The organism is Pantoea sp. (assembly GCF_039594315.1).
GTDB lineage: Bacteria > Pseudomonadota > Gammaproteobacteria > Enterobacterales > Enterobacteriaceae > Pantoea.
This window is the reverse complement of the sequence record NZ_JBCNNP010000004.1, coordinates 55,823-81,593: the sequence shown is the minus strand read 5'-3', so window position 1 is coordinate 81,593 and position 25,771 is coordinate 55,823. Positions and strand designations below refer to the sequence as shown.

The window sequence follows — 25,771 nt, the reverse complement described above, 5'->3', positions numbered from 1 at the left end:
GTGCGGTAATCATCTATTGTGTTTACAAACTGCCAATATGAAACGTTTTCTGTTCTAAATATTCTTCAATACCGTAACGCGATCCCTCACGGCCTAAACCCGATAATTTAATTCCACCAAAGGGTGCCGCATCTAATGATATTGCGCCGGTATTAAATCCGACCATGCCAAATTCTAATGCTTCTGCGACGCGCCATGCACGACGAATATTTTCGGTAAAGAAATAGGCACCAAGTCCATATGGCGTGTCGTTCGCCATGCGGATCGCTTGCTCTTCATCGTCAAACACAAACAACGGTGCTACTGGGCCAAAGGTTTCTTCATGCGCAATACGCATGCTGCTGGTGACATTACCTAACACCGTGGGTTCGACAAAAGTGCCATTCGGCGCGCTAATACCACCGCGTAATAAGGTTGCGCCCTGGCTCAATGCATCATCGATATGGCTGTTAACCTTCTCCACCGCCCGTTGGTTGATCAACGGGCCGATGGTGCTATCGGGCGCAAAGCCGTCGCCGACTTTCAACGCTGCGACCGCCGCCAGCAAGCGTACGCTGAAGCGTTCATAGATGCCACGCTGCACCAGAATACGGTTGGCACAGACGCAGGTTTGTCCGGCGTTACGGAACTTGCTCGCCGTTACGCCCGCAATGGTGATATCGAGATCGGCGTCATCGAACACAATCAACGGTGCGTTGCCGCCAAGTTCCAGACTCAAGCGTTTAATGCTGTCGGCACTTTGCTGCATCAGCAACTGACCGACGCGCGTCGAACCGGTAAAGGAGATTTTGCGCACCGTGCGGCTGGCGGTTAAGGTGCTGCCGATCTCGGTCGGCAAGCCAGTTAGCACCTGCAATACGCCGCTGGGAAAACCCGCGCGTTCGGCGAGCACCGCTAAAGCTAATGCCGACAACGGCGTCAGTTCTGAGGGTTTGACAATGATCGGACAACCCGCCGCCAGCGCAGGTGCGACTTTGCGAGTGATCATTGCAATCGGGAAATTCCACGGCGTGATGGCCGCCGCCACGCCGACCGGCTGCTTCAGTACCAGAATGCGGCGATCTTCGCTGGGTGCAGGAATGGTGTCGCCATAAATGCGGCGCGCTTCTTCAGCAAACCACTTCACAAAACTGGCACCGTACAGCACTTCGCCTTTGGCTTCCGCCAGCGGCTTGCCTTGTTCGGCGGTCATGATGATCGCCAGATCGTCAGCATTATCCAGTATCAGCTGGTGCCACTTCTCCAGCAGCGCCGCGCGCGTGGCGTTGGGCGTTTTGCCCCAGCTAACGCGCACCGATTCGGCATAATCTATCGCCAGCTCGGTTTCCGCCGCACCCAATGCCGGGATGGTGGCAATCGCCTGTTGTGTGGCGGGATCGATCACCTCCAGCGTGGCGCCCTGCTGCGCATCCTGCCAGCGCCCGGCAAAGAGCGCCTGCTGGCGCAGTAAATCCGTATCTTTTAGTTGAATCCGCGACATGGCTATCCCCTGTTTCACTGTCTTTTCACTGTAACGTGCGGCGACAGCGCAGGATGTTTTTCTGGCGCGGGGAAGCGGTTTCGGTGGCTGTTTTGCGGCGGGAAAAGAAATTTTATGCTGTGCGGCTCAGACGAACCGCACGGGGAAATTAAATCTGGAAATCGATAGCCGGTTCGTTCTCGGTTTCATACGAGAGCGCCTGACGCTTGATCTCCTCCAGCGACAGATTGGCGTTACACAATTCGAGGAACTGCCAGACGTAATTGCGCTGCAATTGTCCGCGTTTCAAACCGAGCCACACGGTGTTGGCATCGAACAGATGGTGGGTATCGATCTTCACCAAATCTTCGCCTTCATAGATATCGCAGGCTTGATCGGCCAGAATCCCAACGCCTAAACCGAGTTCGACGTAAGTTTTCACCACGTCCGAATCTTGCGCACTGAGCACGATATCCGGTCGCAATCCCGCCGCCTGAAATGCGCGATCAACCTTTGAGCGGCCGGTGATGCCCTGCCGATAGGTGATCAATGGATGGCGGCTGAGGCTGGCAAGCGTCACCGGTTGCTGCTGCAACAGTTCATGATCGTGCGGCACCAGTAACGAGTGATGCCAGCTAAACCACGGGAACGCCGCAAGGCTGCTGTTATTCACCAGTTGCTCTGAGGCGATACCGATATCAGCTTCACCGGCCAGCAACATGGCGACGATTTCCTGCGGCGAACCTTGATTCAGTTCCAGACGCACGTTGGGATAGAGCTGACGGAACGCTTTAATCACACGCGGCAAACTGTAACGCGCCTGGGTATGCGTGGTGGCGATGGTCAGCACGCCGCTGGTTTCATTGGTAAACACATCCGCTAAACGGCGCACTTTGCCCGCTTCATCGAGGATGCGTTCAGCAATGGTCAACAGCGCCTTGCCCGGTTCGGTCATACCTAATAGTCGCTTGCCACGACGAATAAAAATTTCCACGCCCAGTTCATCTTCTAAATCGCGAATATGACGACTGACGCCTGATTGCGAGGTGAACAGCGTATTTGCCACTTCGGTGAGGTTGAACTCGCAACGGGCCGCTTCACGTATAATTTTAAGTTGTTGGAAATTCACACCCTTTTCTCCTGATTCCTGCCCTGTTTCATCCATGTTATGAACTTGGTGTCATCGCAACAAATAATAAAAAACGGTGTGTTATGCGGAATAGTAATAAGGCGGGAGTTTGAGCGAATGGAAGGTGAGGTGAACGATTTAGCTTAGAACGGGCGGGATCGGTCCCCTCTCCCATTTATGGGAGAGGGTTAGGGTGAGGGAAAGCGCGTACCGACTTATCCCACCAACATCAATTCGCGATCTTCCACCATCGGCTTATTGAGCAGCGACAGCAGAATATTCTTCACCGCCTGCGCCGATGGCGACAGCGGCAGACGCGCCGAGATGTTCAGCGACAGCGGCAGATTCAGCGATGGGCTGTTAATCCGCGCCATCCAGGCATGCGTTGAGCTAACCAACGCACGTGCCGCAGATTCTGGCAACACCGTCACGCCCATACCGCTGGAAACCGCCGCAGTCAGCGTGGAAATCGACTCAATTTCACCGATGATGCGTGCACTTAAGCGACGCAACGAGAAGGCTTCATCCACACGTTTGCGCACCGCGCTGTAATCACGCGGCAGGAACAGATTCATCTGCGCCACTTCCGCCAGATCCACCGAAGCCCCCGGACACGCGGTCGCACCGACCAAATACAACTCTTCTTTCATCAAAGGAATGCTGTTGATGCCGGCGGTTGGCGCGCGGTCATACAGCACCGCCATATCCAGTTGGCCGTTCATCACTTTTTCGTTCAGCGAGGTGCCGCTGTTTTCATGCAAATACACCAGCACATCCGGGAATTGTTCACGTACGGTTTGCAGCAGCGGCATGGTCAGCGACGAGGCGGCGGTGCCTGGCGCTAAACCAATCGATACCTGGCCATTTAACGCTTGTCCAGCGTTGATCACCGCGGTTTGCGCCTGTTCACACTGGCGCAAAATAGTCCGCGCATGGGCATACAGAATTTTACCGGCTTCGGTTGGCGTCACGCCGCGCTTGGTGCGGATCAGCAATTGCTGATCGAGTTCATTTTCCAGCGTAGCGACTTGCTGGCTAAGCGCAGGCTGCGCGATGTGCAGCACTTCTGCTGCCTGAGTCAGGCTGCCGATATCGACGATTTTTACAAAGTACTTGAGTCGTCTTAAATTCATGTTGCCTCCGTCAATCCCCGAATACCCAGGTTGGGCGTCTCAGCCTGCTGGCTTGTGAAGTTGATTTTGCAATATGCAGGCCAGGTTTGTTCGAGGTGCGAAAAAGCATTGCCAGATTTTTCCTAAAGGCACGAAAAATAAGCGTTTGTGATTACCTCTAACGGGTTAATAAGCATGGACGATGACACAGGAGGTTTAGCAATTCATCGCTTCGCACTGGATTGGTGCAGGAAATGCGAGTCAGGCGTGCAAAAAAGTGATGACGTTTTGAGTCGCGCTGGTGCAGAAATAGCAAAAATCAGGCATAAACGGCGATTACGAAAGCAAACGAGCAGAAAAGAACGAGGTTGGTCAGTGGGAAAACTTATGTGGAGGTACGGGCGATGTGGGTAAGAAAGTGCGCGCTGTGGATGACTCGGTGCGCGCTTTCCCTCACCCTAACCCTCTCCCACAAGTGGGAGAGGGAGCCGATCGAGCAAACACTGGTGTTCAGAGCTCGATTATCACTACGCTATGGCATTCGCGCTGTAACAAGGCGGCAAGATTGCTCAGCCCCGGGAGCATAGATCACTATGTGACCGGGGTGAGCGAGCGCAGCCAACGCAGTTACAGCACGAAGGACGACGCGTATTAGCGTTTCTTACGGTTACGGTGCATATCGATGGAAACTGCGGCCACAATGATGATGCCTTTAATGATGTCCTGCACGTACGCATCAACACCGACGAAGGTGAAGCCGCTTTTAATCAGGCCGAGAATCACGGCACCAATCAGCGTACCGGTGATGCGTCCAACGCCGCCCATCAGGCTGCTGCCGCCGATGACTGCTGCGGCAATCGCATCCAGTTCGTAGGCCATCCCCATACTTGATTGGCCGCTACTGACGCGCGCCGCCAGTACCACACCCGCCAGGCCAGAGAGCGCACCGGCGATGGTGTAAACGATGATCAGGTATTTGTTAACGTTGATGCCCGACACTTTGGCGGAGGTCATGTTGCCGCCAATCGCGTAAACATATTTGCCGTAGCGGGTGTGTTTCAAGGCGATATGGAACAGGAACGCCACCACCAGGAAGATAATCACCGGCATCGCGCCCTGGCCAATGGAGGTGAAGCCATCTGACAAGAAGCTGATCGGATTACCTTGCGTATAGTACTGCGCCAGACCGCGCGCCGACACCATCATGCCCAAGGTGGCAATAAACGGAGGAATACCGGTTTTGGTGATCAGCACGCCGTTCATCACGCCGCACAACAATCCCACGCCAATCCCGGCCACAATCGGTATCACCGCTGGCAGGTTAACCAGCGACGGATACATCGGCGTTAAGCTGTCCGAGGTTTGCGCCAGACTGGCCGCCACTACCGCGGTTAAAGCGATGACCGAACCGGAGGATAAGTCGATACCGGTGGTGATAATGACTTGCGTCACGCCCACCGCGATGATGCCGATGATCGCCACCTGTAAAATAATCAGCACCAAACGGTTGGTGTTTAACAGGAATGACTGATCGCGCACATACCAACCGGCAATTTCAAAAATCAGCGCAATGCCCACCATCACCACGAAAATGCCGGTATCTTTTGGCAGCTTATGACGCAGGTTACTGAAGAAAGAACTCTGTTGTTCCGCGGCCTGCGGGGCCGTAATTTTTACGTTACTCATAGATGTCTCACGCCTCACTCGGATGCCAACGACAAAATGGTTTCCTGATTGGCCTCTTCTTTATCGAGGATGCCGGTTATACGTCCGCCGTGCATGACCATCACACGGTCGCTCATGCCGAGGATTTCGGGCAACTCAGACGACACCATGATGATGGCGACGCCACGGTTTGCCAGTTCACTGATTAAGCGATAAATCTCTGCCTTCGCCCCCACGTCGATGCCGCGCGTCGGTTCGTCAAGGATCAGGATCTTCGGTTGCGCCAGCAGCCAGCGTGCAATCAACACTTTCTGCTGATTCCCGCCGCTGAGGTTGTTGATGATCTGATCCATGGTCGGCGTTTTGATGTTCAGCTTACGAATCTGATCCATGCAGTCCTGCGCCATTTTGATGTGGCTGACAAAACCGCTTTTATGGGTGTAATCCGGCATGTTGACGATGCTCATGTTCTCCATCACCGACAACACCAGGAACAGGCCGGACTTTTTACGGTCTTCGGTGAGGAACGCCATGCCCTTTTCAATCGCCGTGGAAGGCGAATCGATCTTGACCGGCACACCATCAATCAGGATTTCGCCGCTGTCGAAACTCTCCATGCCGAACAGGCTTTCCATCACTTCACTGCGCCCGGCACCGACTAAACCGGCCACGCCGAGGATTTCGCCTTTGCGCACCGTAAAGTTGATGTCGGTGAAACGGTCCTTGCAGGTCAGATTGCGCACCGTCAGCACATCGCCGCCGATTTCGCCGTTGAATTTTGGGAACAGCTGCGTTAACTCGCGCCCCACCATCTGGGTAATCAGCGATTGGCGGGTGAATTCGCTGGTGTTGTTGCTGCCCACCCAGGTGCCGTCGCGGAAGATGCTGATCTCATCGGTGATGGCGAAAATCTCGTCCATCTTATGACTGATATAGATGATGGCTTTGCCCTGCTCACGCAGATCGCGAATGATGGTGAACAAGTGCGCCACTTCGGTTTCCGTCAATGCCGAGGTCGGTTCATCCATAATCACGATGTCGGAGTTCCACGATACCGCTTTGGCAATCTCCACCATCTGCTGAGCAGCGATACTCAGCTCGCCGACCATGCGATCCGCTTTGAGGCGGATATTCAGTCGATTAAGCAATTCCTGGGTCTGCTTGTTGAGCTTGTTGTGATCAACAAAGCCGTACTTCATCGGTTCGCGACCGAGCCAGATGTTCTCGGCCACGGTCATGTAAGGCACCAGATTCAGCTCCTGGTGAATCATGGAGATGCCCGAACGTAAGGCATCCATGGTGTCCTGAAACTGCACCGGCTCCCCTTTAATGCGAATGGTGCCCTTATCGGGACGATACATCCCGATAAGGCATTTCATTAAAGTGGATTTGCCCGCGCCATTTTCACCCATCAGGGCATGTACCGACCCCGGTTTGATACGCAGTGAGACATTGTCGAGTGCCTTCACTCCGGGGAAGAACTTGCTGATGCCTTCGGCTTCAAGCGCAAAAGCGGTCATACATCACCTCCGTACGGCTGAGTCGGGAACGGTTTATTTCTGATTCTGGTTGGCGAACTTTTCGTAGTTTTCTTTGGTGATCAGCTGGAATGGAATGTCGACCACTTTCTGCACTTTTTCGCCGTTGATCAGTTTCACCGCTGTTTGCACCGCGCCTTCGCCCTGACCTTTCGCATCCTGGAATACGCTGGCGACCATTTTGTCGTTCTTGATCATCTGCAATGCATCGGGCGTACCATCAACACCGGCTACCAGAATGTGATTCGGGTTTTTACCCAGCGCTTGCAACGCACCAATGGCCATTTCGTCGTTGTTAGAAGCAATGGCCTGGATGTCATCGCCTGCTGTTAACCAGTTACTCACCACATCAACTGCATCATTACGGGTGAATTTCGCAGTTTGTTTCTGTACCACTTTGATGCCCGGATATTTAGCCACCACCGCTTCCACACCTTTGGTGCGTTCGCGGGTGGATTCGTTAGCCAAATCGCCCAGCAGAATCGCTACGTTGCCTTTGCCATTCATTTTTTTCGCCAGCGCTTCCATCTGCAAACGTCCGGCCAGTTCAGAATCTGAACCAACAAACGCCATTTTGTCTTTCAGCTCGCCCGCCGGTTTGCGGTTAACAAACACCAGCGGCACGCCCGCTTTCGCCGCAGCTTCGACCAGCGGTTTCACGGCGTTGGTATCAACCGGGTTCACGATAATTGCGTCAACCCCCTGGCTAATGAAGTTTTGTACCTGCTGCAACTGCTGTGAAACGTCACCTTTCGCATCTTCGATCGGGCCTTTGATGCCATCTTTGGCCATCTCATTCTTCATTGCGGTACGCAGAATGGTGAGGAAGTTGTCGTCAAACAGCGCCATAGAAACGCCCACCTGAAGGTCTTTTGCCATGACTGCGGCAGGTAACATGCAAGCTAACAGGGAAGTCACTAACGCTTTTTTGAATTTCATAGGTAACCCTTCTTTTTCGTTAACATGCTCAGGTTGGCTGAAACCGCGAATGAAAAATATCTTTTACATTCATTCAACGTCGCTGGCGTTTTTTATGTGGTTGTAGAGGTAAGGCTTCTGGTATAACGCTATCGATTATAAACATCCGTATTGAACAATTTATTCCTTATCAATCAGTTGTTTTCAAAATCACATTTCCGATGAAGTAACTTGTTTCGCGGGTGATGATAAGCAGTTCATTTATTTCATCTGATGTTCATTTGAAATTTTCATCATAAAAGCACTGAAATGATTGTTTTAAAATCGGCAAATAACAAAACTTTGACACGCCTCTAACATCTCAAAGGAATTGCGTTTAAAGTGAGATCTTGCTGGCAGTTTAGAATCTGCTCATTCAAGGCAGAAAAGCACCATTCCGCTGCTTTTCCGCGCACTTAAACCAGAAGTGTGCAGTCGGGCTTTGACATTAGAGATCGGCATCGCTAATATGCGCCTCGTTCACACGATTCCTCTGTAGTTCAGTCGGTAGAACGGCGGACTGTTAATCCGTATGTCACTGGTTCGAGTCCAGTCAGAGGAGCCAAATTCAAAAAGCCCGCTCAGGGAAACCTGAGCGGGCTTTTGTCATTCTGCGGTTAACCTTTTTACGTAACTACAGATCGCACTATCCGTAGCGGCGCGATTGATTGCGCATCGAGATGGCGGCGCCTTGCCCCTCCAGGCATTGCGCAATAAATTGCGCCGCTACGGTTCGCAGAATTTTTCAGGTTTTATGCTAAACCATGAAGGCGTAATGCGAGCCGTCGGGTAATTCGATATCCAAACGCAGTTTACCGCCCGCCGCTTCGATATAGCGTTTAAGCGTTGAAAGCTTCAGGTCGCGGCCTGGCTTCTCCATTCCTGCCACTGTTGGCTGCTTGATGTTCAGCGCCTGCGCCATCTCAACCTGAGTTTTCTGCACCTTCTCACGCAATTCAGCCAGGTGGATATTCAGCAACGTCTCTTCTGCCAGCGCCTTGGCATTAGCCACCACTTCCGGTTTCTCATCGGCAAGGATTTGTTCCAGCGTTCTGCCCATCGCGTTACTCCTTTTCATCTCTCTCATTTAAATACGCAGTAAATTCCCGATCGGCTAATGGAATCATTTCGGCATAAAAGCGCTTTTCGTTACCGACCTTACGGCCAGCACACAGCACAATGCCGGTTCGCCAGGGATCAAAGGCAAAAAATGCTCGAATGGGATCACCTTTGCTCTGCACGCGCAGCTCTTTCATATTGCTGTAGCCAGACCCTTTAATCGTGTCTGCGTATGGCCTGCATAAACCGGGCCCCTTGTGTTGCAACACGATTAATCCAGCCAATACACAAGCGCGGTCAGTGTCATCTAACAGCATCAGCCAACGATCAAATCTGTCGGTCGTTTCTATCTTCCACACGATTACCTCCCCTCAATATAGGTCTAAAGCTATATAGATGTAAAGCGATAATCGCAGTGTGCAGGGATGTCATCAGAGTTGCAGCTGGCATGAAATGAAGTGTGGAGAGGGATTCCAAAAAAAGCCCGTTCAGGTTATCCGAACAGGCTTTCAGGCTTTGTAGGGTCGCCATTTATGGTGACCGCGTGTTGCCGCGTGCAATTATTTCAACGCTGGCAACTCCAAACTGCTGCGGAAATCACTGCCAACATAATCGCTATCAATCAACTGGCGACGACGCAGTTCCGGCAGCAAGCCGTTGAGCAGCAAATCTTGTTGATCGGGCTGACCGAGGCCGTGCAGTGAAATCACATCCAGCACGCCAGCCTGGTAACGTTGTTCGATGGCATCGGCCAGCGTTTCTGGCGTACCTGCGACAAACCAATGCCCGGTCTCTTCGGCTTTGATGATCAATTCGCGCAGCGTTAATCCCTCTAACGCATAGCCTCGGAAAATGGCCGCACGTCCCTGCCGACGCTGTACTTGTGTAATCTCTGGAATCAGCGCCGCCGGTAACGGCTGGTCCAATGGCACCTCGCGCAGATCCACTTCACCGCCCAGCATATCCGCCACGCGCAATCGACCTTGCTGATAGTTGATGCGTTCATGTTTCTCACGCAGGCGACGAGCCACGTCGGCCTCGCTGTCACCAATGATGGCGTGGAACGAATTCATGATCAGCGGTGGATTTTGCTCGCGGCCAAAGCGGCGCGCGCGTTGCTGCACATCAGCAACAAAACGCTGCGCCGCGTCGAAAGTGGGCTGCGAGGTGTAAATTACTTCGGCATAGCGCGCGCCAAGCGTGACGCCGGCTTCGGATTGTCCTGCCTGGAACTGTACCGGACGCCGTTGTGGCGGCGGTGGCACATTCAACGGGCCCGCCACCTGGAAATAGTCGCCACGATAGTCAATGGCATGCAGTTTCTGGTGATCGAGACGAATACCGCCGCTGGCTGTTCGCTGCACCGCCGCGGGATCATTGGCGTCATACAACGCGTTCATTACCTCAATAAATTCAGTGGCGCGTGCGTAACGCTCCTGCGGCGGCGGCAATGGACTTTCGCCGAAATTTTCTTCGCCCACCGAAGAAGTTACCGCGTTCCAGCCCGCACGTCCGCCGCTGATGTGATCGAGCGTGCCGACCTGGCGCGCCAGATTATACGGATGCAGCCAACTGGTGCTGACAGTGGCGATCAAACCGATATGCGAAGTGACCTGACTCAAAGCCGCCAGCGCAATCAACGGATCTTGCGTACCCGTGGTACCCGCCAATCCAGCGGGATCGGCTTGCAGCAAATCGGCCGTGAATAAACCGGTGATTTTCTCGCGTTCGGCAATCTTCGCCTGTTCGATAGCGCGCGCGATGCCCACGCCTGGCTGCGGATCATTACCGGCAGAAATTACGCTGCTGGCACCGACCAGAGTTTTCAATTTTCTACGATAGCTTTGCGACACAGCCTTCTCCTTTATGGTTGTCGCGCGAAATCCGCTTTGACGTCATGTAACGCATCGGCATCCGTCAGCAGACGCAGCCCCGTGCGCGCCAATACGCGAGCGCCAATCAGCAACGCCTGGTAACCGCGTTCCGAATTGGCAGCTTCACGAAATGGCACAGTATGAAAAATCAAATCGTCGGGGCCGATCTTCAGCCAAGGATGCGCCGTTGGCACCGCATGGCTGATATCACCGGCATCGGTGGAAACTTTGTTCTTTTGCGGCGACACATCGACCTGCTCGCCTGCCAGCGTCAGTTCCTCCAGCAGCAAGGCATCAAGCGCAGTATTCAGCTTGAAATCACGCGGGCCAATCTGGTGATCGATCTCCACGCGCGTGCCCGTTGCCAGCGCCACACCTTGCGCAATCGCGCGTAAACGCGGTTCCAGCGCTTCGACTACTTCACGACTGTCGGCACGAATGTAGTAATGTGCTGAGGCATATTCCGGGATGACGTTGGGTGCCTGGCCGCCATTGGTAATGATGCCGTGCACCCGCACGCCATCTGGCAGTTGCTGGCGCAGCACGCTGATGCCGTTGTACAGCAGCACCAACGCATCCAGCGCATTAATGCCTTCATGCGGCGCGCTGGCAGCATGCGATGGCTTGCCGTAAAAGTGGAAATAGAGGTGATTGTTGGCCAGCGTGGCTTCTGTCAGGCGCGTTTTACCAGCGGGATGCACCATCAGTGCCACATCGACGTCGTTGAGCAATCCGGCTTCAACAAAGCGTTTTTTCACGTTGCCTTTTGGCCCGCCGGGCCCGGCTAATCCGCCCTCTTCAGCTGGCGTGCCCAACACCACTACGCGTCCGCCGGTTTCCTCCAGCACACTGGCAAGCGCGATGGTTGCCGCCACACTGGTGGTGCCGATCAGGTTGTGACCACAAGCATGTCCGATACCGATTAACGCATCATATTCCGCAAGGAACGCAATAGTCGGCCCAGGTTTGTGGCTGGTTTTCAGTGCATAAAAGGCCGTTTCATGTCCGGCGACGTGGCGCGTGACGTCGAAACCTTGCGCGCTGAGCAGCTGCGTGAGCTGTTCGCTGGCAAAGTATTCGTTGTTGCCAGTTTCGGGATTTTGGAAAATGGCTTTTGCGACAGTGATGAAGTTGGCGCTGTGCTGTTCGAGTGTATTGTCGAGCGTGAGCTGAAGCGTGTTTAGCGGCATAGGTATTCTCCCTGGAAAGGCGGTCACCATAAATGGCGACCCTACGAAACACATACGGCGCAGCGGGTTTTAATGACGTTTATCAATGCGCTGCACCAATCGATCGCCAACAAACTGGATGCCGCACACCAATACGATCAGCACCGCGATCACCGCGATCATCACTGAGGTTTCAAAGCGTTGATAACCGTAGCGAATCGCCAGATCGCCTAAGCCGCCCGCGCCGATAGCTCCCGCCATCGCCGACGCGCCAATCAACGCCACCAGCGTGACGACAAAACCAGAAACAATGCCGGGTAGCGCTTCCGGGATCAGCACCTCCCAGACAATACGCAACTTGCTGGCGCCCATCGCGCGCACCGCATCTATCAACCCGCGATCAACATCGCGCAACGATACTTCCGCCACGCGGGCGAAATACGGCGTGGCGGTAATCGACAGCGGAACAATCGCCGCCCAGGTGCCAAGCGACGTGCCGACCAGAAAGCGGGTAAACGGAATCAACGCCACCAGCAGGATAATGAACGGCAGCGAACGGAAGCCGTTGATGATCAAGCCGAGCACACGATGCACGCCGCGATGTTCGGCAATTCCGCCGGGGCTGGTTATCACCAAAATCAGGCCGAGCGGCAAACCCGCCACCAAAGAAAACAGGCCGGAAATCGCCGTCATCAATAGCGTTTCACCGAGTGCGTTAAGCAACATATCAATCATGACTGGCGACATAGCCCACCCGCTCTACCTGCGCCTGCTGCGTGTGCAGCCAGCTGAGAATCTGTTGCTCGTCGGCGATATTGCTGGCCGGGAGTGCAATAAAGAAACGCACCACCGCGTAATGCTGGATGTGCTCAACGCCGCCTTGTAACAAACGGAATTTTCCCGGCAGCGCCGCCGCAAAACGCGTTAACAAATCGCCCTGCGCATCATCACCGGCAGCGTGTACGCAATAGATCACTTCCCCCTGCTTTTGCTGGCTCAGACGCGCGGCAAGGTTGTCCGGCAACTGTGGTAACAATCCGCGCAGCAGCGTGCGCGTCACCGCAGATTGCGGATCGGCAAATACCTGCCAAACCGGCCCGTGTTCAATGATTTCCCCGCCATCAATCACCGCCACGCGATGCGCCACGGATTTGATCACTTCCATTTCGTGGGTGATCAGCAAAATAGTGATACCGAGTTTTTGGTTGAGCGATTTGAGCAGCGCCAGAATTGAGCGCGTGGTTTCAGGGTCCAGCGCCGACGTGGCTTCATCACACAACAGCAGCGCCGGGCTGGCCGCCAGCGCACGCGCAATGCCGACGCGCTGTTTCTGTCCGCCGGATAACGCCGCAGGATAGTGTTGCGCCTTGTCGGCCAATCCCACCAATTCCAGCAGTTCCGCCACCCGTTGCTGCCGTTGGGCTTTATCCATGCCAGCAATTTTCAGTGGTAGCGCCACATTCTGCGCCACGGTTTTTGCCGACAATAAATTGAAATGTTGAAACACCATGCCAACGCGGCTGCGCACTGCTTGCAGCTGTTTTTCTGACAAGCCAGTGATGTTGCGGCCTTCGATCTCAATCACGCCGCTATCCGGTTGTTCCAGTCCGTTAAGGCAGCGGATCAAGGTCGATTTGCCCGCGCCGCTGCGCCCTATCAGGCCGAGAATTTCGCCTTTTTGTAACGTTAATGAGACATCACGCAGCGCCTGCGTGTGCCCAAAGCGGCGTGAAATGCCCTGCAAACGCACCACGTTGTTTTGCGCTCGCAGAGGCGAATGCGCCGATTCCGTCACCCCGCGCAGCAGCGCAGTATCAGGCGTGGCGACTTCAAACAATTGCGTCATGGCTTTTCCTTCCCAACAGTTATCATCACCATGCTAAAATTTCGGCCGATGTTGGATTTGTTGGCAGTATATCGACATGCTTATTCCAGCATTATGATTTGTTCGGGAAAGCTATTCCTAAAAAGCATAATGCCGCGCGCCGCTCGCATCGCCACAAGCGAAAATTGCGCTGTGTTACCATGCCCCTTTTGCTGGACTTAATATTGAGCGCTATGTCGGACACTACTACTAAACGAAAAAATGACCCTGAAGGGCTGAAGAAACGTATTCTTGCCGGCGCGCTGAAGATGTTTGCCGAATTCGGTATGCAAGGCGCGCGATTGGAGCAGATCGCCGAACATGCACAAACCACCAAACGCATGGTGGTGTATCACTTCGGCAATAAAGAGCAGCTGTATATTGAGGTGCTGGAGCAGGTTTATCAGGCGATTCGTCAGCATGAAACCGGCCTGAATCTGGCGGCGATGGAGCCGGAACTGGCGATGACCAAACTGGTGGAAGCCAGCTTCGATTATCACGTTTCGCATCCCGATTTTATGCGCTTGGTGTGTACCGAAAACCTGCTGCGCGGGCGTTACATCATGCAATCGGAACGCATCAAATCACTGAATAAAAGCGCGCTCGATCTGCTGGATGACATTCTTACCCGCGGCCAGCAGCAAGGACTGTTTATTGAGGGGCTCGATACCGTGGACGTACACCGCTTGCTGAGCAGCATTTGCGTGCACCACGTTTCTAATCGCTACACCTTCCACACGCTGTTCACCCCCAACGATAGCGAAGAGGACAGCATCCGCCGTAATCGCCAGTTGGCGGTCACCGCGACACTGCGTTATATCCGCAAAGCCCCGTAATCCGCGGCTTCTCTGTGATGGTCTACGCTTAAAATCTTGGGACCGTCACAGACCTCAGATTAAGGAACGCCGTAGTGAACAAAGACTCCCACCTTTATCCCTTACGCCATACGCACAATACTGACCAGGACAGCGCACTGTGGAACTGGGCGCAAAACACGGTGGTCGGTCAACGTCAGCAACTGCAACAGCCGCAAAATGAAGACGAGCTGCAACAGTTACTGCGCACATCCAGCGGCAAAGTTCGCGTGCTGGGTAGCCGCCTGTCGCCGGGCCGCATGCTGCAAGTGCACCCGCAAGATGTGTTGCTGGATCTCAGTGCTTTTAATGGCGTGATCGCCGAAGAAGCCGATAGCGTGACGTTTGCCGCGGGAACACCGCTTGAGCAGGTTTACAACCATCTCACTAAAATCGATCGCATGCTGGCCTCTTCGCCGGGTGTGATTGCGGTACAAACGCTGGCCGGAGCGATGGCAACCGGCACCCACGGGCAGGGCTTAGGGCAAAGCTCGTTAGCCGATGAAGCACTGCGCATTCGCATGGTGCTGGCCGATGGCAGCGTGCGTGAGTTTGTGCGCGGTGAGCCGGATTTCCCCGCCGCACAAGTGTCACTCGGCACGCTGGGCATCGTCACCGCCGTGACATTGCGCACTCAACCTTTCCGCCTGTTTACCTGCCACAAATTTGCCGTTTCGGCCGATTCGCTGGAAGACGATTTGATGGCGTGGAATCAGCAATATGAGATGAGCAAAGCCTGGTGGTTTGTCGATGACAATCTGATGCACGTGTGGAATGCCCAGCAGGCCAGCGAGGCGGATGCAGCAGACTATTACGCCAATCAACGTGAAGTGATCGAACACGGCGACGACACCGACAGCAGCCTGAACGACACCATTGATCAGACATTAGCGCAGATGCACCGCGACACGCAGATCCACGGCAAAGGCGGCAAACAGTTCCGCACCGTGACGCGCTTCCGCGACTTCACCGACATCAGCGGCGATATCTATCAGCTGTTCTGTCGTGGTATCGCGGTGCCGCAAATTAATGTCGAGATCGGCGTGCCGCTGGAGAAAACGCCGCAGATTATCAGCAAGATTAAAGCGTGGTATGCCGAGAATCATCCGCATATGCACTATCCCATTATCCTGCGCTGCACCGGCGCCTCTGAAGCGTGGCTGAGCCCGGCTTATCAGCATCCCACCTGCTTTTTCGGCTTCGTGGTTTATTACGCCGATGACGGCTCGCTGTCGCAAGATGGCCTGCATTTCCTCACCGAAGTGGAGAAATTGCTGGTCGCCGAAGGTGGACGTCCGCACTGGGGCAAATACTACGATCCACAGCATTATCAGTGGCGCGACATTTATCCGCAGTGGGATGCGTTCCGTGCGGTGCGTGAACAGCTCGATCCACAGCGTCGCTTTAGCAATGACTATGTCACGGCTTTGTTTGATTAAGTTTGAGGGGAGAAAACATGTTTGCATGGGTAACGCTGTTAACGCAGCCCGACTACTTTATTGGCGTTAAGGCGCTGCATCGCTCGTTGAAGCGCAGCGAAACTAAGTGGCCGCTGATTGTTATGGTGACCGAGGCGATCGACCTGGAAACGCGCGAAGCCTTACAGGATCTGGGCTGCGTGATCCACCCGGTTGAACCGCTGATGCCCAATGCTGAATTAGAGCAGCATTATGCTTCAGCGCAATTTGGTGAAGTGTGGAGCAAACTGCGCGCGTGGGAATTGGTGGATTGCGAGCGCGTGGTGTTTCTCGATGCCGATATGCTGGTGCTAAAAAACATGGACGAACTGTTCACGCTCGATCTCGGCAAATACGCTTTAGCGGCGTGCCACGCTTGCCGCTGCAACCCGAATAAAATAGCCAGTTATCCCGCCAGTTGGCAGCCGGAGAATTGCCATTACACCTGGCAGGATCGCGGAGAACCTGCGCCAAAATCGCTGGATCGTTATCTTAACGGCGGATTTCTGGTGCTGAAGCCAGATTTATCAGTGTTCGAATGGTTGCAGCAGAAAGTGGCAGAAATCAGCGATCTGCGTCGTTATCCTTTTTCCGAGCAGGATCTGCTTAATGAAGTGTTCGAAGACCGCTGGCTGCCGCTGCCGTACATCTACAATGCATTGAAAACCTTGCCGTTCCAACACAGCGCGATGTGGCGCGAGGACGAAGTGAAGAATCTGCACTTTATTCTGGCAAAGCCGTGGAAACGCGATCTCAACCAGCCCGAAGCCGAACGCGACCGTTATTACGCGCTGGATAAGTTGTGGTGGGAAATGTCAGCTAATTAGCACCAACCGTAGCGGCGCGATTTATCGCGTTGTTTAGCAGGTGAACTGCTGTAAAGGAACGCGATAAATCGCGCCGCTACGAATCGCAGAAGCATCAGCAATTAACTGGTTTTGGCGATTCTCTCCAGCGCGACCTGCGCAAGAAAACCTGACCGGGTTTTGAATTCGGGATGGGTTGCCACGCAACGATCAATACGGTCAATCAGCAACTTTGGCAATGTCACATTGATTTTTTCGGACCCGCCAAAGATACGCGTGACGTCGACATCAACAAGTACCCACACATAACCAACATAATCTGGCTCTTTCATCAGCGATTTCAATTCTGACACCGCTGGAATGTCGTGACCCAATTCAACCATCAATTCCAGATGTCCAGTGATCGCCTCTTTGGCATTTTTCACCGCTTCTTCCAGCGTTTCACCGGCAGAAAAACAGCCTGGCAAATCAGGGACAGTGACACCAAAAGCGCTGGTGTCATCACCGGCTTCAATTGCGATGGGATAGAACATATTGACCTCTTTCAATTTAATGGACAGTCAGTCCAGCTTGTTTCCTGATACTTTTCACCGTTTTGAACGGTAAATCTTTTTTTGGGTGCGGTATCGTCACCAATCCCTTTTTGACGGGATGCACAAAATGATGATGGCTACCGTTTATGCGTATCAGTTCCCAACCGTCGGCCTTAATTTCGGCCATTAATGATCTGCTATCCATGTCGATGCCCTACTGCATCCTGAAAGCAAAAAGATAACCCCAATAACTCTGCATTGCAAGAATAAGAGTTATTGGGGTTATTTTATGATGTGGTGATTTTGGCAGGTCACCATAAATGGCGACCTTACGAAAGGCGGTGCGGATATCCGCACCGTGGAGATTAACGCCAACCCAACTCGGGTGCGACGTGGGTGAGGATGCTTTCGATCACGTGCGCACAGTAATCCACGCCTAACTGGTTCGGGATGGTCAACAACAGCGTGTCGGCTTCGGCAATCGCTTCATCCTGCGCCAGCTGCTTGATCAACTGATCCGGTTCCGCCGCATAGCTACGACCAAAGATAGCGCGGGTTTTCTCGTCGAGGAAACCGACCGAATCCTGATCCTGTCCACTGCGACCAAAGTAGGCGCGGTCGATGTCATTGGTCAGCGCAAAGATGCTGCGGCTGACTGAAACGCGCGGCGTACGTTGATGACCCGCCGCTTCCCACGCCTCGCGATAGGCACGAATCTGTTTCGCCTGCTGCACATGGAACGGTTCGCCGGTTTCATCATCTTTCAGCGTCGAGCTTTGCAAGTTCATGCCCTGCTGTGCCGCCCAAACGGAGGTGGCGTTGGAACCCGAACCCCACCAAATACGCTCACGCAAACCGGCTGAGAACGGCTCAAGACGCAGTAATCCCGGCGGATTAGGGAACATCGGCTGCGGATTCGGTTTGGCAAAACCTTCACCGCGCAGCACTTCCAAAAACTCTTCGGTGTGGCGGCGGCCCATATCGGCATCGCTTTCACCGTTTTTCGGATCGAAGCCAAAATAGCGATAGCCTTCAATCACCTGCTCCGGTGAACCACGGCTTAGGCCGAGCTGCAAACGCCCATTGGAAATCAAATCCGCCGCGCCGGCATCTTCCGCCATGTACAGCGGGTTTTCGTAACGCATATCGATCACGCCGGTACCGATTTCAATCTTTTTAGTGCGCGCGCCGACTGCCGCCAGTAACGGGAATGGCGAACTCAACTGACGTGCAAAGTGATGCACGCGGAAATAGGCACCATCAGCGCCGAGTTCTTCGGCAGCTACGGCTAAATCAATCGATTGCAACAACACATCTTGCGCGGAACGCGTGGCGGACTGGGTTGATGGCGTCCAGTGACCAAAGGATAAAAAGCCAATCTTTTTCATGCGGAAATTCTCCTCGTGGGCAAAGTCGGCCCAGATGTTTTCGATGAAGAAAGGTTACGCCAGACACGAGGTGACTGATAGCCAATAGATTTCGCGCGCATCATCAACTTTTTTGCATAAGTCATAAAAAGAGGATCTTTGTCTTCCGCTGCGTAATAGCGCATTTTCAGCGCAATCTCTTTTGCAGCAGGTTAATCATGGCGAGCGAATATCTCAGTGCGCAACAGCGCGAAGTGGTGCACCAATTGGCACGCAGCTGGCTGTGGCGCAGCGAGCTGCCCACCTGGCTGCTAATTGCGACTGTGTATGGAGGCTGGTTCGCCAGCGTGATTTACTGGCAAACGCTGGGATTGGCGTGGAGTACCCTGCTGCTGGTGCTGTTCACCACCTGGTATTTGTCGCTGCAACATGAGCTGATTCACGGTCATCCGACGCGCTGGCCGCGCCTGAACCAACTGTTCGGCACGCTGCCGCTGGCGGTGTGGTATCCATATGGTTTATATCGCGATTCGCATCTGGCGCACCATCGCAACCACACCTTGACCGATCCCGATGAAGATCCTGAAACCTATTACCTGTCGCCAGCGCGCTGGGCAAAGCTCAAGCCGTGGCAGCAACAGGTGATCCATCTGCGCAATACCTTTCCTGGCCGTTTGCTGATTGGTCCGCTGCTGGATATCGCCGCCACGTTGCAAACGTTGCTGCGCGCTTTTATCCAGCGCGATAAACCGGCGATGGCGATGTGGGCGATTCATCTTAGCTTGCTCAGCGCCGTGTTTTACTGGATGACGCTGCAAGGATTTTCGCCGCTGTGGTTCGTGTTGACGGTGAGTTATCCGGCGCTGATGCTGACCAAAGTGCGCTCATTCTACGAACATCGCGCTGAAGACGATCCGCTGGCGCGCTCGGTGAATAACGAAGCTGCGCTGCCTTGGCGTTTGCTGTTCCTGAATCTCAACTATCATTCTGTACATCACGATCTGCCCGGTTTGCCGTGGTACGGCCTGCGCAAAGTTTATTTGCTGTATCGCGATGGCTATTACCAACGGAATCACGGTTTTCGCGTCGCCGGTTATGGCGAGTGGATAACGCGCTTCTGGCGCAAATCGGTCGCGGTTAACGCCCATCCGGCAACACAAAAGGATGCACAGGATGCCCTCTCTTTCGTTACCGATGTACGACATCAATCATCAGGCGACGCTTGGCCTGACCTCAGCGCTAACGACGCTGTTGCAACAACGCGGCGTGCCAGCTGAAGTCGAGTGGCCACAGGATTTATTACCACACTGGCGCGCGGATGATTTGCTGTTGAGCCAAACCTGCGGTTATCCGTTGGTGGCGTTATTGCCGGACGTGCAGTTAGTCGGCAGCTTTCAATCCAGCGCGCAAGGTTGCGATGGCCTGCGTTATCGCAGTTGGTTGGTGGCACGTAAAGAAGATGATCATTTAATGATCAGCGACTTCCGTGGACGTCGCGCCGTGTGCAACAGCGATGATTCCCACTCCGGCTACAATTCGCTGCGTTACGTGATTGCACCGTTGGCGCAGGACGGTAAATTCTTTAGTACCACGCGTTTTAACGGCAGCCATCGTCAATCGTTGGCAGCTCTGCGTGCGAATGAAGCCGATATCGCGGCGATTGATTGCATCACCTGGGCGCTGCTGCGACGTAATTTTCCGCAGGAATTGGCCGGATTGGAAATTATCGGCGAAACGCCATTGTGTGCCGCGCTACCGTTGATTACCTCGGCAAATACCAGCGCAGAAACCTTGGCGAAGTTGCGTAGCGCGTTGCAGGAATTGACCAGTGAAAAGCGTTATAAGGATCTGCTGGCAGAAAATTTGATCAGCGGTTTTAGCGTTACCGAACGGGCATTTTATGATGAAGTGCTGACGTGGGAAAAACAGGCCGCCGCGTTAGGCGTTACGGCACTGTAATAGCGGCCCCTCCGGAAATCGGTGGCTTACGCGACCTGCTGATTACGGCGTTGCGCCGCAAACTGATTTTCTGGCGCGGGCAATCCGAGATTTTCGCGCAATGTCGCACCGGCATATTCGCGGCGATAAATGCCACGCGCTTGCAACAGCGGGATCACCTGCTCGACAAAATCATCAAAGGCTGTTGGCGTGCCGCCGCGCACGATAAAGCCATCGGTCGCGCCTTCAAGGAACCATGTCGCCAGGCCATCCGCCACTTGCTGTGCCGTGCCGAGAAAACTGGGGCGCGGCGTGGCTTCTTCCAGTGCCGCCTGACGCAGCGTTAATCCGCGTGCTTTGGCGTTCTGTTTGATCTTATCGGTGGTGCTGCGGAAGCTGTTGCTGCCCAACTCGCCAATCTCCGGGAATGCTTCATCCAGCGCATATTGGCTGAAATCATGATGTTCAAAGTAGCGGCCCAGATACTCCAGCGCTTTCTCAATGGTCACCAACTCGGCGGTTTGCTGATAGCGACGTTCTGCCTGTTCTTCGCTGTCGCCGATAATCACACTGATGCCCTGAAACACACGGATATCATCCGCATCCCGACCGCGCGCCACCAGACGACGGCGTACGTCCGCGCGGAACTCGCGAGCTTCATCCAGCGTTTCCTGCCGCGTGTAGATCGCATCGGCGGCTTCGGCGGCAAAAGCTTTACCTGCTTCTGACGCGCCCGCCTGGAACACAATCGGACGGCCTTGCGGCGAGCGCCCAACATTCAGTGGCCCTTGTACCGAGAAGTATTTTCCTGCGTGATTCAGCGTGTGCAGCTTATCGGCGACAAAGAATTCCCCGCTCTGTTTATCGCGCACAAACGCATCTTCCTCCCACGAATCCCACAGCCCTTTGGTGACCTGCAAATATTCGCTGGCAACGCGATAACGCTCGTCATGTTCAGGATGAGACGCGCGCGAGAAGTTTTTTGCCGAACCTTCCAGCGGCGAAGTCACCACATTCCACCCCACGCGCCCACCGCTCAGGTGATCGAGGCTGGCAAACTGGCGTGCCACGGTGAACGGTTCGCTGTAGGAAGTCGATAGCGTGGCGACCAAACCGATATTTTTCGTCACCAGCGATAACGCTGACAGCAAGGTGATCGGTTCAAAACGATTGAGAAAATGCGGGATCGACTGCGGTGTGATGTATAAACCGTCCGCGACAAACAGGAAATCGATCTTCGCCTGCTCGGCCTTGCGTGCCAGATCCAGCACGTAATCCACATTGATGCTGGCATCGGCAATCGCATCCGGATGGCGCCATGCCGACATGTTGCCCGATACGCCCTGAATAATCGCGCCCAGCCGAAGCTGGCGTTGTGTCTGACTCATGCTGCTCTCCTTAGTAGACGTTCGCGGGCTGCCAGTCGGGAATCACCGGCAGCGCCTGTAACAGTTTTTGTGTCCACGGATGCTGCGGCGCGGCAAACACCTGTTGCAGCGCGCCGCTCTCCACCACGTGTCCGTTCTGCATCACCAACACGCGATCCGCCAGATGCTGAATCACGCCGAGGTCGTGAGAAATAAACAGCAACGCTGTGCCGTGTTCGGCTTGCATTTCCGCCAGCAAATCCAGCACCTGCGCCTGCACCGACACATCCAGCGCACTCACCGGTTCATCGGCCACCAGCAGCGCGGGATTGGGAGCAAAAGCGCGCGCAATCGCCACGCGTTGTCGCTGACCGCCAGATAATTGCTGCGGATAGCGTTGCAGGAAGCGGTCGCCTAGCTGCACCTCATCCAGCAACTGACGCACGCGCTGGCGGCGTGCATCACCGTAAATCCTGGCGCTGTCGAGGCTTTCGCCAATAATCTTTTCCACCGTATAGCGCGGATCAAAAGAGCTGAACGGGTCTTGGGCGATCAGCTGCAAACGCGCACGACGAGCGCGGCGCGCTTTCTCCGGTAGACGATCCCAGCGTTCACCTGCCAGCAGCAGCGTGCCGCTATCCGGTTCGCTTAATCCCATCACCAGTTTCACCAGCGAAGTTTTGCCCGAGCCCGATTCACCCACCACGCCGAGCGTTTCCCCGGCGTGCAGCGTAAAGTTGATGTCATTGAGCACCCGGCGATCGCCATAGGTTTTGTGCAAACCGATGCCTTGCAGCAACGGCGTTTCACTGGGTTTTGGCCGCGCTGGCAACGCGGTGGGTTCCGCCGCGCTGAGCCGAAATCCGCGCGTGGCGGGGGTTGGCACCGCGCGCAGCAGGCGCTGAGTCCAGGCATGTTGCGGACGTTGCAGCAGCGCGCCGCTGTCGCCCTGCTCCACCACTGCGCCATCGCGCATCACCAACACGCGATCCGCCAGTTCCGCCACCACCGCCAGATCGTGGCTGATCAGCAGCAAACCGTGTCCATCGCGCCGCCGCTGCGCCAGCAGTTGCAGGATTTGACGCTGCACCGTCATGTCCAGCGCAGTGGTGGGTTCATCGGCAATCAATAACGCTGGGCTGCCTGCCAGCGCGGTGGCGATTAACGCGCGCTGGCGCTGGCCGCCGGAGAGTTGATGCGGATAACGCGCCAATCGGCTTTCCGCATCATGAATGCCCGCCGCTTTCAGCAGTTCGAGGCTTTTTGCTTCGATGTTGCCGCGATAGCCGACGGCGCTTAAAGCATCTCCCAGTTGCTGACCAATCCGGCGCAGTGGATCGAGCGACACCAGCGCATCCTGCAACACATAACCCATGCGCCGACCACGCAACGCGCGCCAGTCACTGCGGCTGGCGTGGCGCATATCACGTCCGTCAATCGTGAAGCGATCGGCGGTTAAGGTTGCGCCCTCCGGCAGCAAACCCAACAGGCTGCGGGCGGTCAGGGTTTTGCCAGAGCCGGATTCACCGACCAACGCCACCGATTCACCTGGCCACACTTGCAGGTGCAGATTTTTCACCACCGGCTGTGCGCCAAAGCGGATCGAGAGATTGTGAATATCAATAAACGGTTGGCTCATGCGGAACGTCCTTCAAAACGGGCTTGCCAGTAGCGTCCCAGCGTGTTGACCGCAATCACCGTTAAGGTGATCAATACGCCCGGCCAGACGGCGATCCACCAGGCATTGCGCAGGTAGTTGCGCCCTTCTGCCAGCATCAAACCCCATTCGGCGGTGGGTGGCTGCGGTCCCATGCCAAGGAAGCTCAATCCGGCAGTGCCAATAATCGCGGTGCCCAATCCCAACGTTGCCAGCGCGGGGACTTGGGCAATCGCGTGCGGCAGGATGTGCCGGACAATCAATGTGAAGCGCGACAGACCAAACGTGCGCGCCTGTTCAACGTATCCTGAGGTCATCACGCTGTAGGTTTGTGCGCGCACCACGCGGGCAAAACGCGGCACCGACGCCACGCCCAGCGCGATGATCAGGTTGTTGGTGCCGGGTCCGGTGAAGGCGATCAACATCAGCGCCAGCAACAGATCGGGAAAGGCGGAAATCACATCCACCGCGCGACTCAGCAGCTCGTCAACCACGCCGCGCGCCAATGCCGCCACCAATCCCAGCGCGGTGCCGAACACCACCGCCAACGCCATCGCCGCCACGCTGATTAGCAGCGAATAACGGCTGCCATAAATCACGCGCGTTAACAGATCGCGTCCTAACTGATCGGTGCCCAGCCAGTGCTGCGCCGACGGCGGCAACTGCGCGTTAAGCGGATCGGCGAGTAACGGATCGCTGTGCGTCAGCCACTGCGGTGCGATGACGGCAATCGCTAAGATCAGCAAAAACAACACCGCTGCCCACACCGCCGCAGGCAGCGCGACAGGAAAACGTTGCAGTGCGGCAATCATGACTGGCTCTCCCCACGCAGACGCGGATCGATCCACAGCGATAAAATGTCCACCAAAGTGCTCATTACCACGTAGATCAGCGCCGACAGAATCGCTACCGCCAGCACCACCGGCAGATCCTGTGCCAGCACCGCATCCACCGTCAGTTTGCCGAGTCCGGGACGACCAAACACTTGCTCGGTGATCACCGCGCCACTCAGCAAGCCGCCGACCAGCCAGCCGGTTAGCGTCACGGCGGGCAGCGCAGCATGGCGCAGCGCGTGCCGCAGACGAAGGGTGGCTTCTGCGACGCCCCACGCGCGCAGCGTTAAGGTGAATGGCGCATCCAATGCGCGTTCCAGTTCGCGGCGCAGCAGTTGCGCGATCACCGCGCCCTGCGCCATGCCCAACGCCAGTGCTGGCAGCACCAGCGACGACAGCGAACGATCGCCAGCCACCGGGAACCAGCGCAGCGTGAAGCTGAAAATAAACAGCAGTACGATGCCCATCCAGAACGATGGCGTGGAAGCCAGCAGCAGCTCCAGCGCATTGGCAATGCGGCGACCAACGCGGCGATATGCGGTGCCAACCGCCAGAGCCAGCGCAAACAGAATACTGACCAGCAGCGCCGCCAGCGTTAGCTTGATGGTCGGCCACAGTTGCGTCGCCAGCAGATGGCTGACTTCGGTATTCAGCAGGTAAGAACGACCAAAATCACCGTGCAGCACGCGCCATAAATAGTGCACGTATTGCCACCATAACGGCTCGTTTAAGCCCCATTCGGCGCGGATCGCCGCCTCAATCGCTGGCGTACGCATCTGCTCGCCAATCAGCACGCTGACGATGTCGCCGGGTGCCAGATGCACACCCAGAAACGCCAGCGTCACGGCGGCCCACAGCACTACTATCCCGCCGAAAACCCGGCTGACGATACGACGCGCTAATTCGCTGCGCCACACAGCGGGCCGCCGCGTGCTGGGCGTGCGGGTGACAATGCTTTCCAGACTCATTTTGGTCTCCGGAATTAATCGGTTTATTTGCAGATAAGGTTGGCGAGAGTATTAAAATCCGCGGAGTTAAAGTAAACCGAGAATAACGGCAATCGATTTGTAGAATATGGCAATGCAATGCATTACAGAGGAGATGAAAATATTCAAGCGAGGCACATACCGTAG

The 25,771-nt window shown here is 55.1% G+C and carries 24 protein-coding genes and 1 tRNA gene; 6 read left to right on the top strand and 19 right to left on the bottom strand.

Features of this window, described 5'->3' with window-relative positions; translation table 11 throughout:
- Window positions 1-22: 22 nt before the first annotated feature.
- From ABDW13_RS04830 to ABDW13_RS04805, 6 genes are all read right to left on the bottom strand, one after another.
- Window positions 23-1,480 carry an NAD-dependent succinate-semialdehyde dehydrogenase gene (locus tag ABDW13_RS04830; RefSeq protein ID WP_343551289.1) on the bottom strand — a complete coding sequence of 486 codons (1,458 nt, stop codon included), beginning with the start codon at window positions 1,478-1,480 and terminating at the stop codon, window positions 23-25.
- Window positions 1,481-1,628: 148 nt separating this feature from the next.
- A complete protein-coding gene (gene cbl / locus ABDW13_RS04825; RefSeq protein WP_343551287.1) occupies window positions 1,629-2,588 on the bottom strand; it encodes an HTH-type transcriptional regulator Cbl in 960 nt (319 codons plus the stop codon).
- A gap of 215 nt (window positions 2,589-2,803) precedes the next feature.
- The gene (gene nac / locus ABDW13_RS04820; protein ID WP_343551286.1) at window positions 2,804-3,721 is read right to left on the bottom strand and encodes a nitrogen assimilation transcriptional regulator NAC; all 918 of its coding nucleotides are present in this window, start codon (window positions 3,719-3,721) and stop codon (window positions 2,804-2,806) included.
- Window positions 3,722-4,351: 630 nt separating this feature from the next.
- A complete protein-coding gene (locus ABDW13_RS04815; protein WP_343551285.1) occupies window positions 4,352-5,386 on the bottom strand; it encodes an ABC transporter permease in 1,035 nt (344 codons plus the stop codon).
- 14 nt (window positions 5,387-5,400) lie between these two features.
- The gene (locus tag ABDW13_RS04810; protein ID WP_343551284.1) at window positions 5,401-6,885 is read right to left on the bottom strand and encodes a sugar ABC transporter ATP-binding protein; all 1,485 of its coding nucleotides are present in this window, start codon (window positions 6,883-6,885) and stop codon (window positions 5,401-5,403) included.
- Window positions 6,886-6,918: 33 nt separating this feature from the next.
- Complete coding sequence (locus tag ABDW13_RS04805; protein WP_343551283.1) at window positions 6,919-7,842, bottom strand: sugar ABC transporter substrate-binding protein; 924 nt, start codon at window positions 7,840-7,842, stop codon at window positions 6,919-6,921.
- Between the two features lie 507 nt (window positions 7,843-8,349).
- Here ABDW13_RS04805 and ABDW13_RS04800 point away from each other — a divergent pair.
- A tRNA-Asn gene (locus ABDW13_RS04800) sits at window positions 8,350-8,425 on the top strand.
- Window positions 8,426-8,617: 192 nt separating this feature from the next.
- Here the strand turns inward: ABDW13_RS04800 and ABDW13_RS04795 are convergent.
- The 6 genes from ABDW13_RS04795 to ABDW13_RS04770 all read right to left on the bottom strand — a co-directional run bounded on the left by ABDW13_RS04795 (window position 8,618) and on the right by ABDW13_RS04770 (window position 13,808).
- Window positions 8,618-8,920, bottom strand: a complete 303-nt coding sequence (locus ABDW13_RS04795; protein ID WP_343551282.1) for a helix-turn-helix domain-containing protein — start codon at window positions 8,918-8,920, stop codon at window positions 8,618-8,620.
- Between the two features lie 4 nt (window positions 8,921-8,924).
- A complete protein-coding gene (locus tag ABDW13_RS04790) occupies window positions 8,925-9,278 on the bottom strand; it encodes a type II toxin-antitoxin system RelE/ParE family toxin (RefSeq protein WP_343551281.1) in 354 nt (117 codons plus the stop codon).
- Between the two features lie 201 nt (window positions 9,279-9,479).
- Window positions 9,480-10,772, bottom strand: coding sequence for an NtaA/DmoA family FMN-dependent monooxygenase (locus tag ABDW13_RS04785; protein ID WP_343551280.1), 1,293 nt, complete (start codon window positions 10,770-10,772; stop codon window positions 9,480-9,482).
- An 11-nt stretch (window positions 10,773-10,783) separates the two neighbouring features.
- Window positions 10,784-11,983 (bottom strand): M20 family metallopeptidase, encoded by a 1,200-nt coding sequence (locus ABDW13_RS04780; protein ID WP_343551279.1) that lies wholly within the window; start codon window positions 11,981-11,983, stop codon window positions 10,784-10,786.
- Window positions 11,984-12,052: 69 nt separating this feature from the next.
- Complete coding sequence (locus ABDW13_RS04775) at window positions 12,053-12,709, bottom strand: methionine ABC transporter permease (RefSeq protein WP_343551278.1); 657 nt, start codon at window positions 12,707-12,709, stop codon at window positions 12,053-12,055.
- Entirely contained in the window at window positions 12,690-13,808 is a 1,119-nt protein-coding gene (locus ABDW13_RS04770) for an ATP-binding cassette domain-containing protein (protein ID WP_343551277.1), read from the bottom strand. The genes ABDW13_RS04775 and ABDW13_RS04770 overlap by 20 nt, the downstream gene beginning before the upstream one ends.
- A gap of 212 nt (window positions 13,809-14,020) precedes the next feature.
- Here ABDW13_RS04770 and ABDW13_RS04765 point away from each other — a divergent pair, with 212 nt between their 5' ends.
- From ABDW13_RS04765 to ABDW13_RS04755, 3 genes are all read left to right on the top strand, one after another.
- On the top strand, window positions 14,021-14,662 hold the full coding sequence (locus ABDW13_RS04765) for a TetR family transcriptional regulator (protein ID WP_343551275.1): 642 nt from the start codon (window positions 14,021-14,023) through the stop codon (window positions 14,660-14,662).
- Window positions 14,663-14,736: 74 nt separating this feature from the next.
- Window positions 14,737-16,119, top strand: coding sequence for a D-arabinono-1,4-lactone oxidase (locus tag ABDW13_RS04760; protein WP_343551273.1), 1,383 nt, complete (start codon window positions 14,737-14,739; stop codon window positions 16,117-16,119).
- Window positions 16,120-16,136: 17 nt separating this feature from the next.
- Entirely contained in the window at window positions 16,137-16,964 is an 828-nt protein-coding gene (locus ABDW13_RS04755) for a glycosyltransferase family 8 protein (RefSeq protein WP_343551272.1), read from the top strand.
- 101 nt (window positions 16,965-17,065) lie between these two features.
- On the opposite strand, the gene ABDW13_RS04750 is transcribed toward ABDW13_RS04755, so the two are convergent.
- From ABDW13_RS04750 to ABDW13_RS04740, 3 genes are all read right to left on the bottom strand, one after another.
- Window positions 17,066-17,476 carry a type II toxin-antitoxin system HicB family antitoxin gene (locus tag ABDW13_RS04750; protein ID WP_343551271.1) on the bottom strand — a complete coding sequence of 137 codons (411 nt, stop codon included), beginning with the start codon at window positions 17,474-17,476 and terminating at the stop codon, window positions 17,066-17,068.
- A gap of 16 nt (window positions 17,477-17,492) precedes the next feature.
- Entirely contained in the window at window positions 17,493-17,681 is a 189-nt protein-coding gene (locus ABDW13_RS04745) for a type II toxin-antitoxin system HicA family toxin (protein WP_343551270.1), read from the bottom strand.
- 160 nt (window positions 17,682-17,841) lie between these two features.
- Complete coding sequence (locus ABDW13_RS04740) at window positions 17,842-18,864, bottom strand: LLM class flavin-dependent oxidoreductase (RefSeq protein WP_343551269.1); 1,023 nt, start codon at window positions 18,862-18,864, stop codon at window positions 17,842-17,844.
- A 197-nt stretch (window positions 18,865-19,061) separates the two neighbouring features.
- Between ABDW13_RS04740 and ABDW13_RS04735 the strand changes: the two genes are divergently transcribed.
- Together ABDW13_RS04735 and ABDW13_RS04730 are read left to right on the top strand one after the other, a co-directional pair.
- The gene (locus tag ABDW13_RS04735) at window positions 19,062-20,120 is read left to right on the top strand and encodes a fatty acid desaturase (protein WP_343551268.1); all 1,059 of its coding nucleotides are present in this window, start codon (window positions 19,062-19,064) and stop codon (window positions 20,118-20,120) included.
- Window positions 20,008-20,802, top strand: a complete 795-nt coding sequence (locus ABDW13_RS04730) for a PhnD/SsuA/transferrin family substrate-binding protein (protein WP_343551267.1) — start codon at window positions 20,008-20,010, stop codon at window positions 20,800-20,802. The genes ABDW13_RS04735 and ABDW13_RS04730 overlap by 113 nt, the downstream gene beginning before the upstream one ends.
- A gap of 26 nt (window positions 20,803-20,828) precedes the next feature.
- Here the strand turns inward: ABDW13_RS04730 and ABDW13_RS04725 are convergent, their stop codons facing one another.
- Genes ABDW13_RS04725 through ABDW13_RS04710 form a run of 4 tightly spaced genes read right to left on the bottom strand, consistent with a single transcriptional unit; the run spans window position 20,829 to window position 25,606 of the window.
- Complete coding sequence (locus ABDW13_RS04725) at window positions 20,829-22,169, bottom strand: LLM class flavin-dependent oxidoreductase (protein ID WP_343551266.1); 1,341 nt, start codon at window positions 22,167-22,169, stop codon at window positions 20,829-20,831.
- 10 nt (window positions 22,170-22,179) lie between these two features.
- Window positions 22,180-23,787: an ABC transporter ATP-binding protein gene (locus ABDW13_RS04720; RefSeq protein WP_343551265.1), complete on the bottom strand. Its 1,608-nt coding sequence runs from the start codon at window positions 23,785-23,787 to the stop codon at window positions 22,180-22,182.
- Window positions 23,784-24,617: an ABC transporter permease gene (locus ABDW13_RS04715; RefSeq protein WP_343551264.1), complete on the bottom strand. Its 834-nt coding sequence runs from the start codon at window positions 24,615-24,617 to the stop codon at window positions 23,784-23,786. Before ABDW13_RS04715 ends, ABDW13_RS04720 begins: the two co-directional genes overlap by 4 nt.
- Window positions 24,614-25,606: an ABC transporter permease gene (locus ABDW13_RS04710; protein WP_343551263.1), complete on the bottom strand. Its 993-nt coding sequence runs from the start codon at window positions 25,604-25,606 to the stop codon at window positions 24,614-24,616. The genes ABDW13_RS04715 and ABDW13_RS04710 overlap by 4 nt, the downstream gene beginning before the upstream one ends.
- Window positions 25,607-25,771: the final 165 nt, after the last annotated feature.

Excerpts from the sequence above, each read along its gene's own strand:
- ABDW13_RS04740 (WP_343551269.1), bottom strand. The coding sequence starts at position 18,864 with ATGAAAAAGATTGGCTTTTTATCCTTTGGTCACTGGACGCCATCAACC.
- ABDW13_RS04810 (WP_343551284.1), bottom strand. The coding sequence starts at position 6,885 with ATGACCGCTTTTGCGCTTGAAGCCGAAGGCATCAGCAAGTTCTTCCCC.
- ABDW13_RS04725 (WP_343551266.1), bottom strand. The coding sequence starts at position 22,169 with ATGAGTCAGACACAACGCCAGCTTCGGCTGGGCGCGATTATTCAGGGC.
- ABDW13_RS04775 (WP_343551278.1), bottom strand. The coding sequence starts at position 12,709 with ATGTCGCCAGTCATGATTGATATGTTGCTTAACGCACTCGGTGAAACG.
- ABDW13_RS04795 (WP_343551282.1), bottom strand. The coding sequence starts at position 8,920 with ATGGGCAGAACGCTGGAACAAATCCTTGCCGATGAGAAACCGGAAGTG.
- ABDW13_RS04765 (WP_343551275.1), top strand. The coding sequence starts at position 14,021 with ATGTCGGACACTACTACTAAACGAAAAAATGACCCTGAAGGGCTGAAG.
- ABDW13_RS04780 (WP_343551279.1), bottom strand. The coding sequence starts at position 11,983 with ATGCCGCTAAACACGCTTCAGCTCACGCTCGACAATACACTCGAACAG.
- ABDW13_RS04755 (WP_343551272.1), top strand. The coding sequence starts at position 16,137 with ATGTTTGCATGGGTAACGCTGTTAACGCAGCCCGACTACTTTATTGGC.
- ABDW13_RS04720 (WP_343551265.1), bottom strand. The coding sequence starts at position 23,787 with ATGAGCCAACCGTTTATTGATATTCACAATCTCTCGATCCGCTTTGGC.
- ABDW13_RS04815 (WP_343551285.1), bottom strand. The coding sequence starts at position 5,386 with ATGAGTAACGTAAAAATTACGGCCCCGCAGGCCGCGGAACAACAGAGT.
- ABDW13_RS04710 (WP_343551263.1), bottom strand. The coding sequence starts at position 25,606 with ATGAGTCTGGAAAGCATTGTCACCCGCACGCCCAGCACGCGGCGGCCC.
- ABDW13_RS04730 (WP_343551267.1), top strand. The coding sequence starts at position 20,008 with ATGCACAGGATGCCCTCTCTTTCGTTACCGATGTACGACATCAATCAT.
- ABDW13_RS04830 (WP_343551289.1), bottom strand. The coding sequence starts at position 1,480 with ATGTCGCGGATTCAACTAAAAGATACGGATTTACTGCGCCAGCAGGCG.
- ABDW13_RS04805 (WP_343551283.1), bottom strand. The coding sequence starts at position 7,842 with ATGAAATTCAAAAAAGCGTTAGTGACTTCCCTGTTAGCTTGCATGTTA.
- ABDW13_RS04735 (WP_343551268.1), top strand. The coding sequence starts at position 19,062 with ATGGCGAGCGAATATCTCAGTGCGCAACAGCGCGAAGTGGTGCACCAA.
- ABDW13_RS04745 (WP_343551270.1), bottom strand. The coding sequence starts at position 17,681 with ATGGATAGCAGATCATTAATGGCCGAAATTAAGGCCGACGGTTGGGAA.
- ABDW13_RS04715 (WP_343551264.1), bottom strand. The coding sequence starts at position 24,617 with ATGATTGCCGCACTGCAACGTTTTCCTGTCGCGCTGCCTGCGGCGGTG.
- nac (WP_343551286.1), bottom strand. The coding sequence starts at position 3,721 with ATGAATTTAAGACGACTCAAGTACTTTGTAAAAATCGTCGATATCGGC.
- ABDW13_RS04770 (WP_343551277.1), bottom strand. The coding sequence starts at position 13,808 with ATGACGCAATTGTTTGAAGTCGCCACGCCTGATACTGCGCTGCTGCGC.
- ABDW13_RS04750 (WP_343551271.1), bottom strand. The coding sequence starts at position 17,476 with ATGTTCTATCCCATCGCAATTGAAGCCGGTGATGACACCAGCGCTTTT.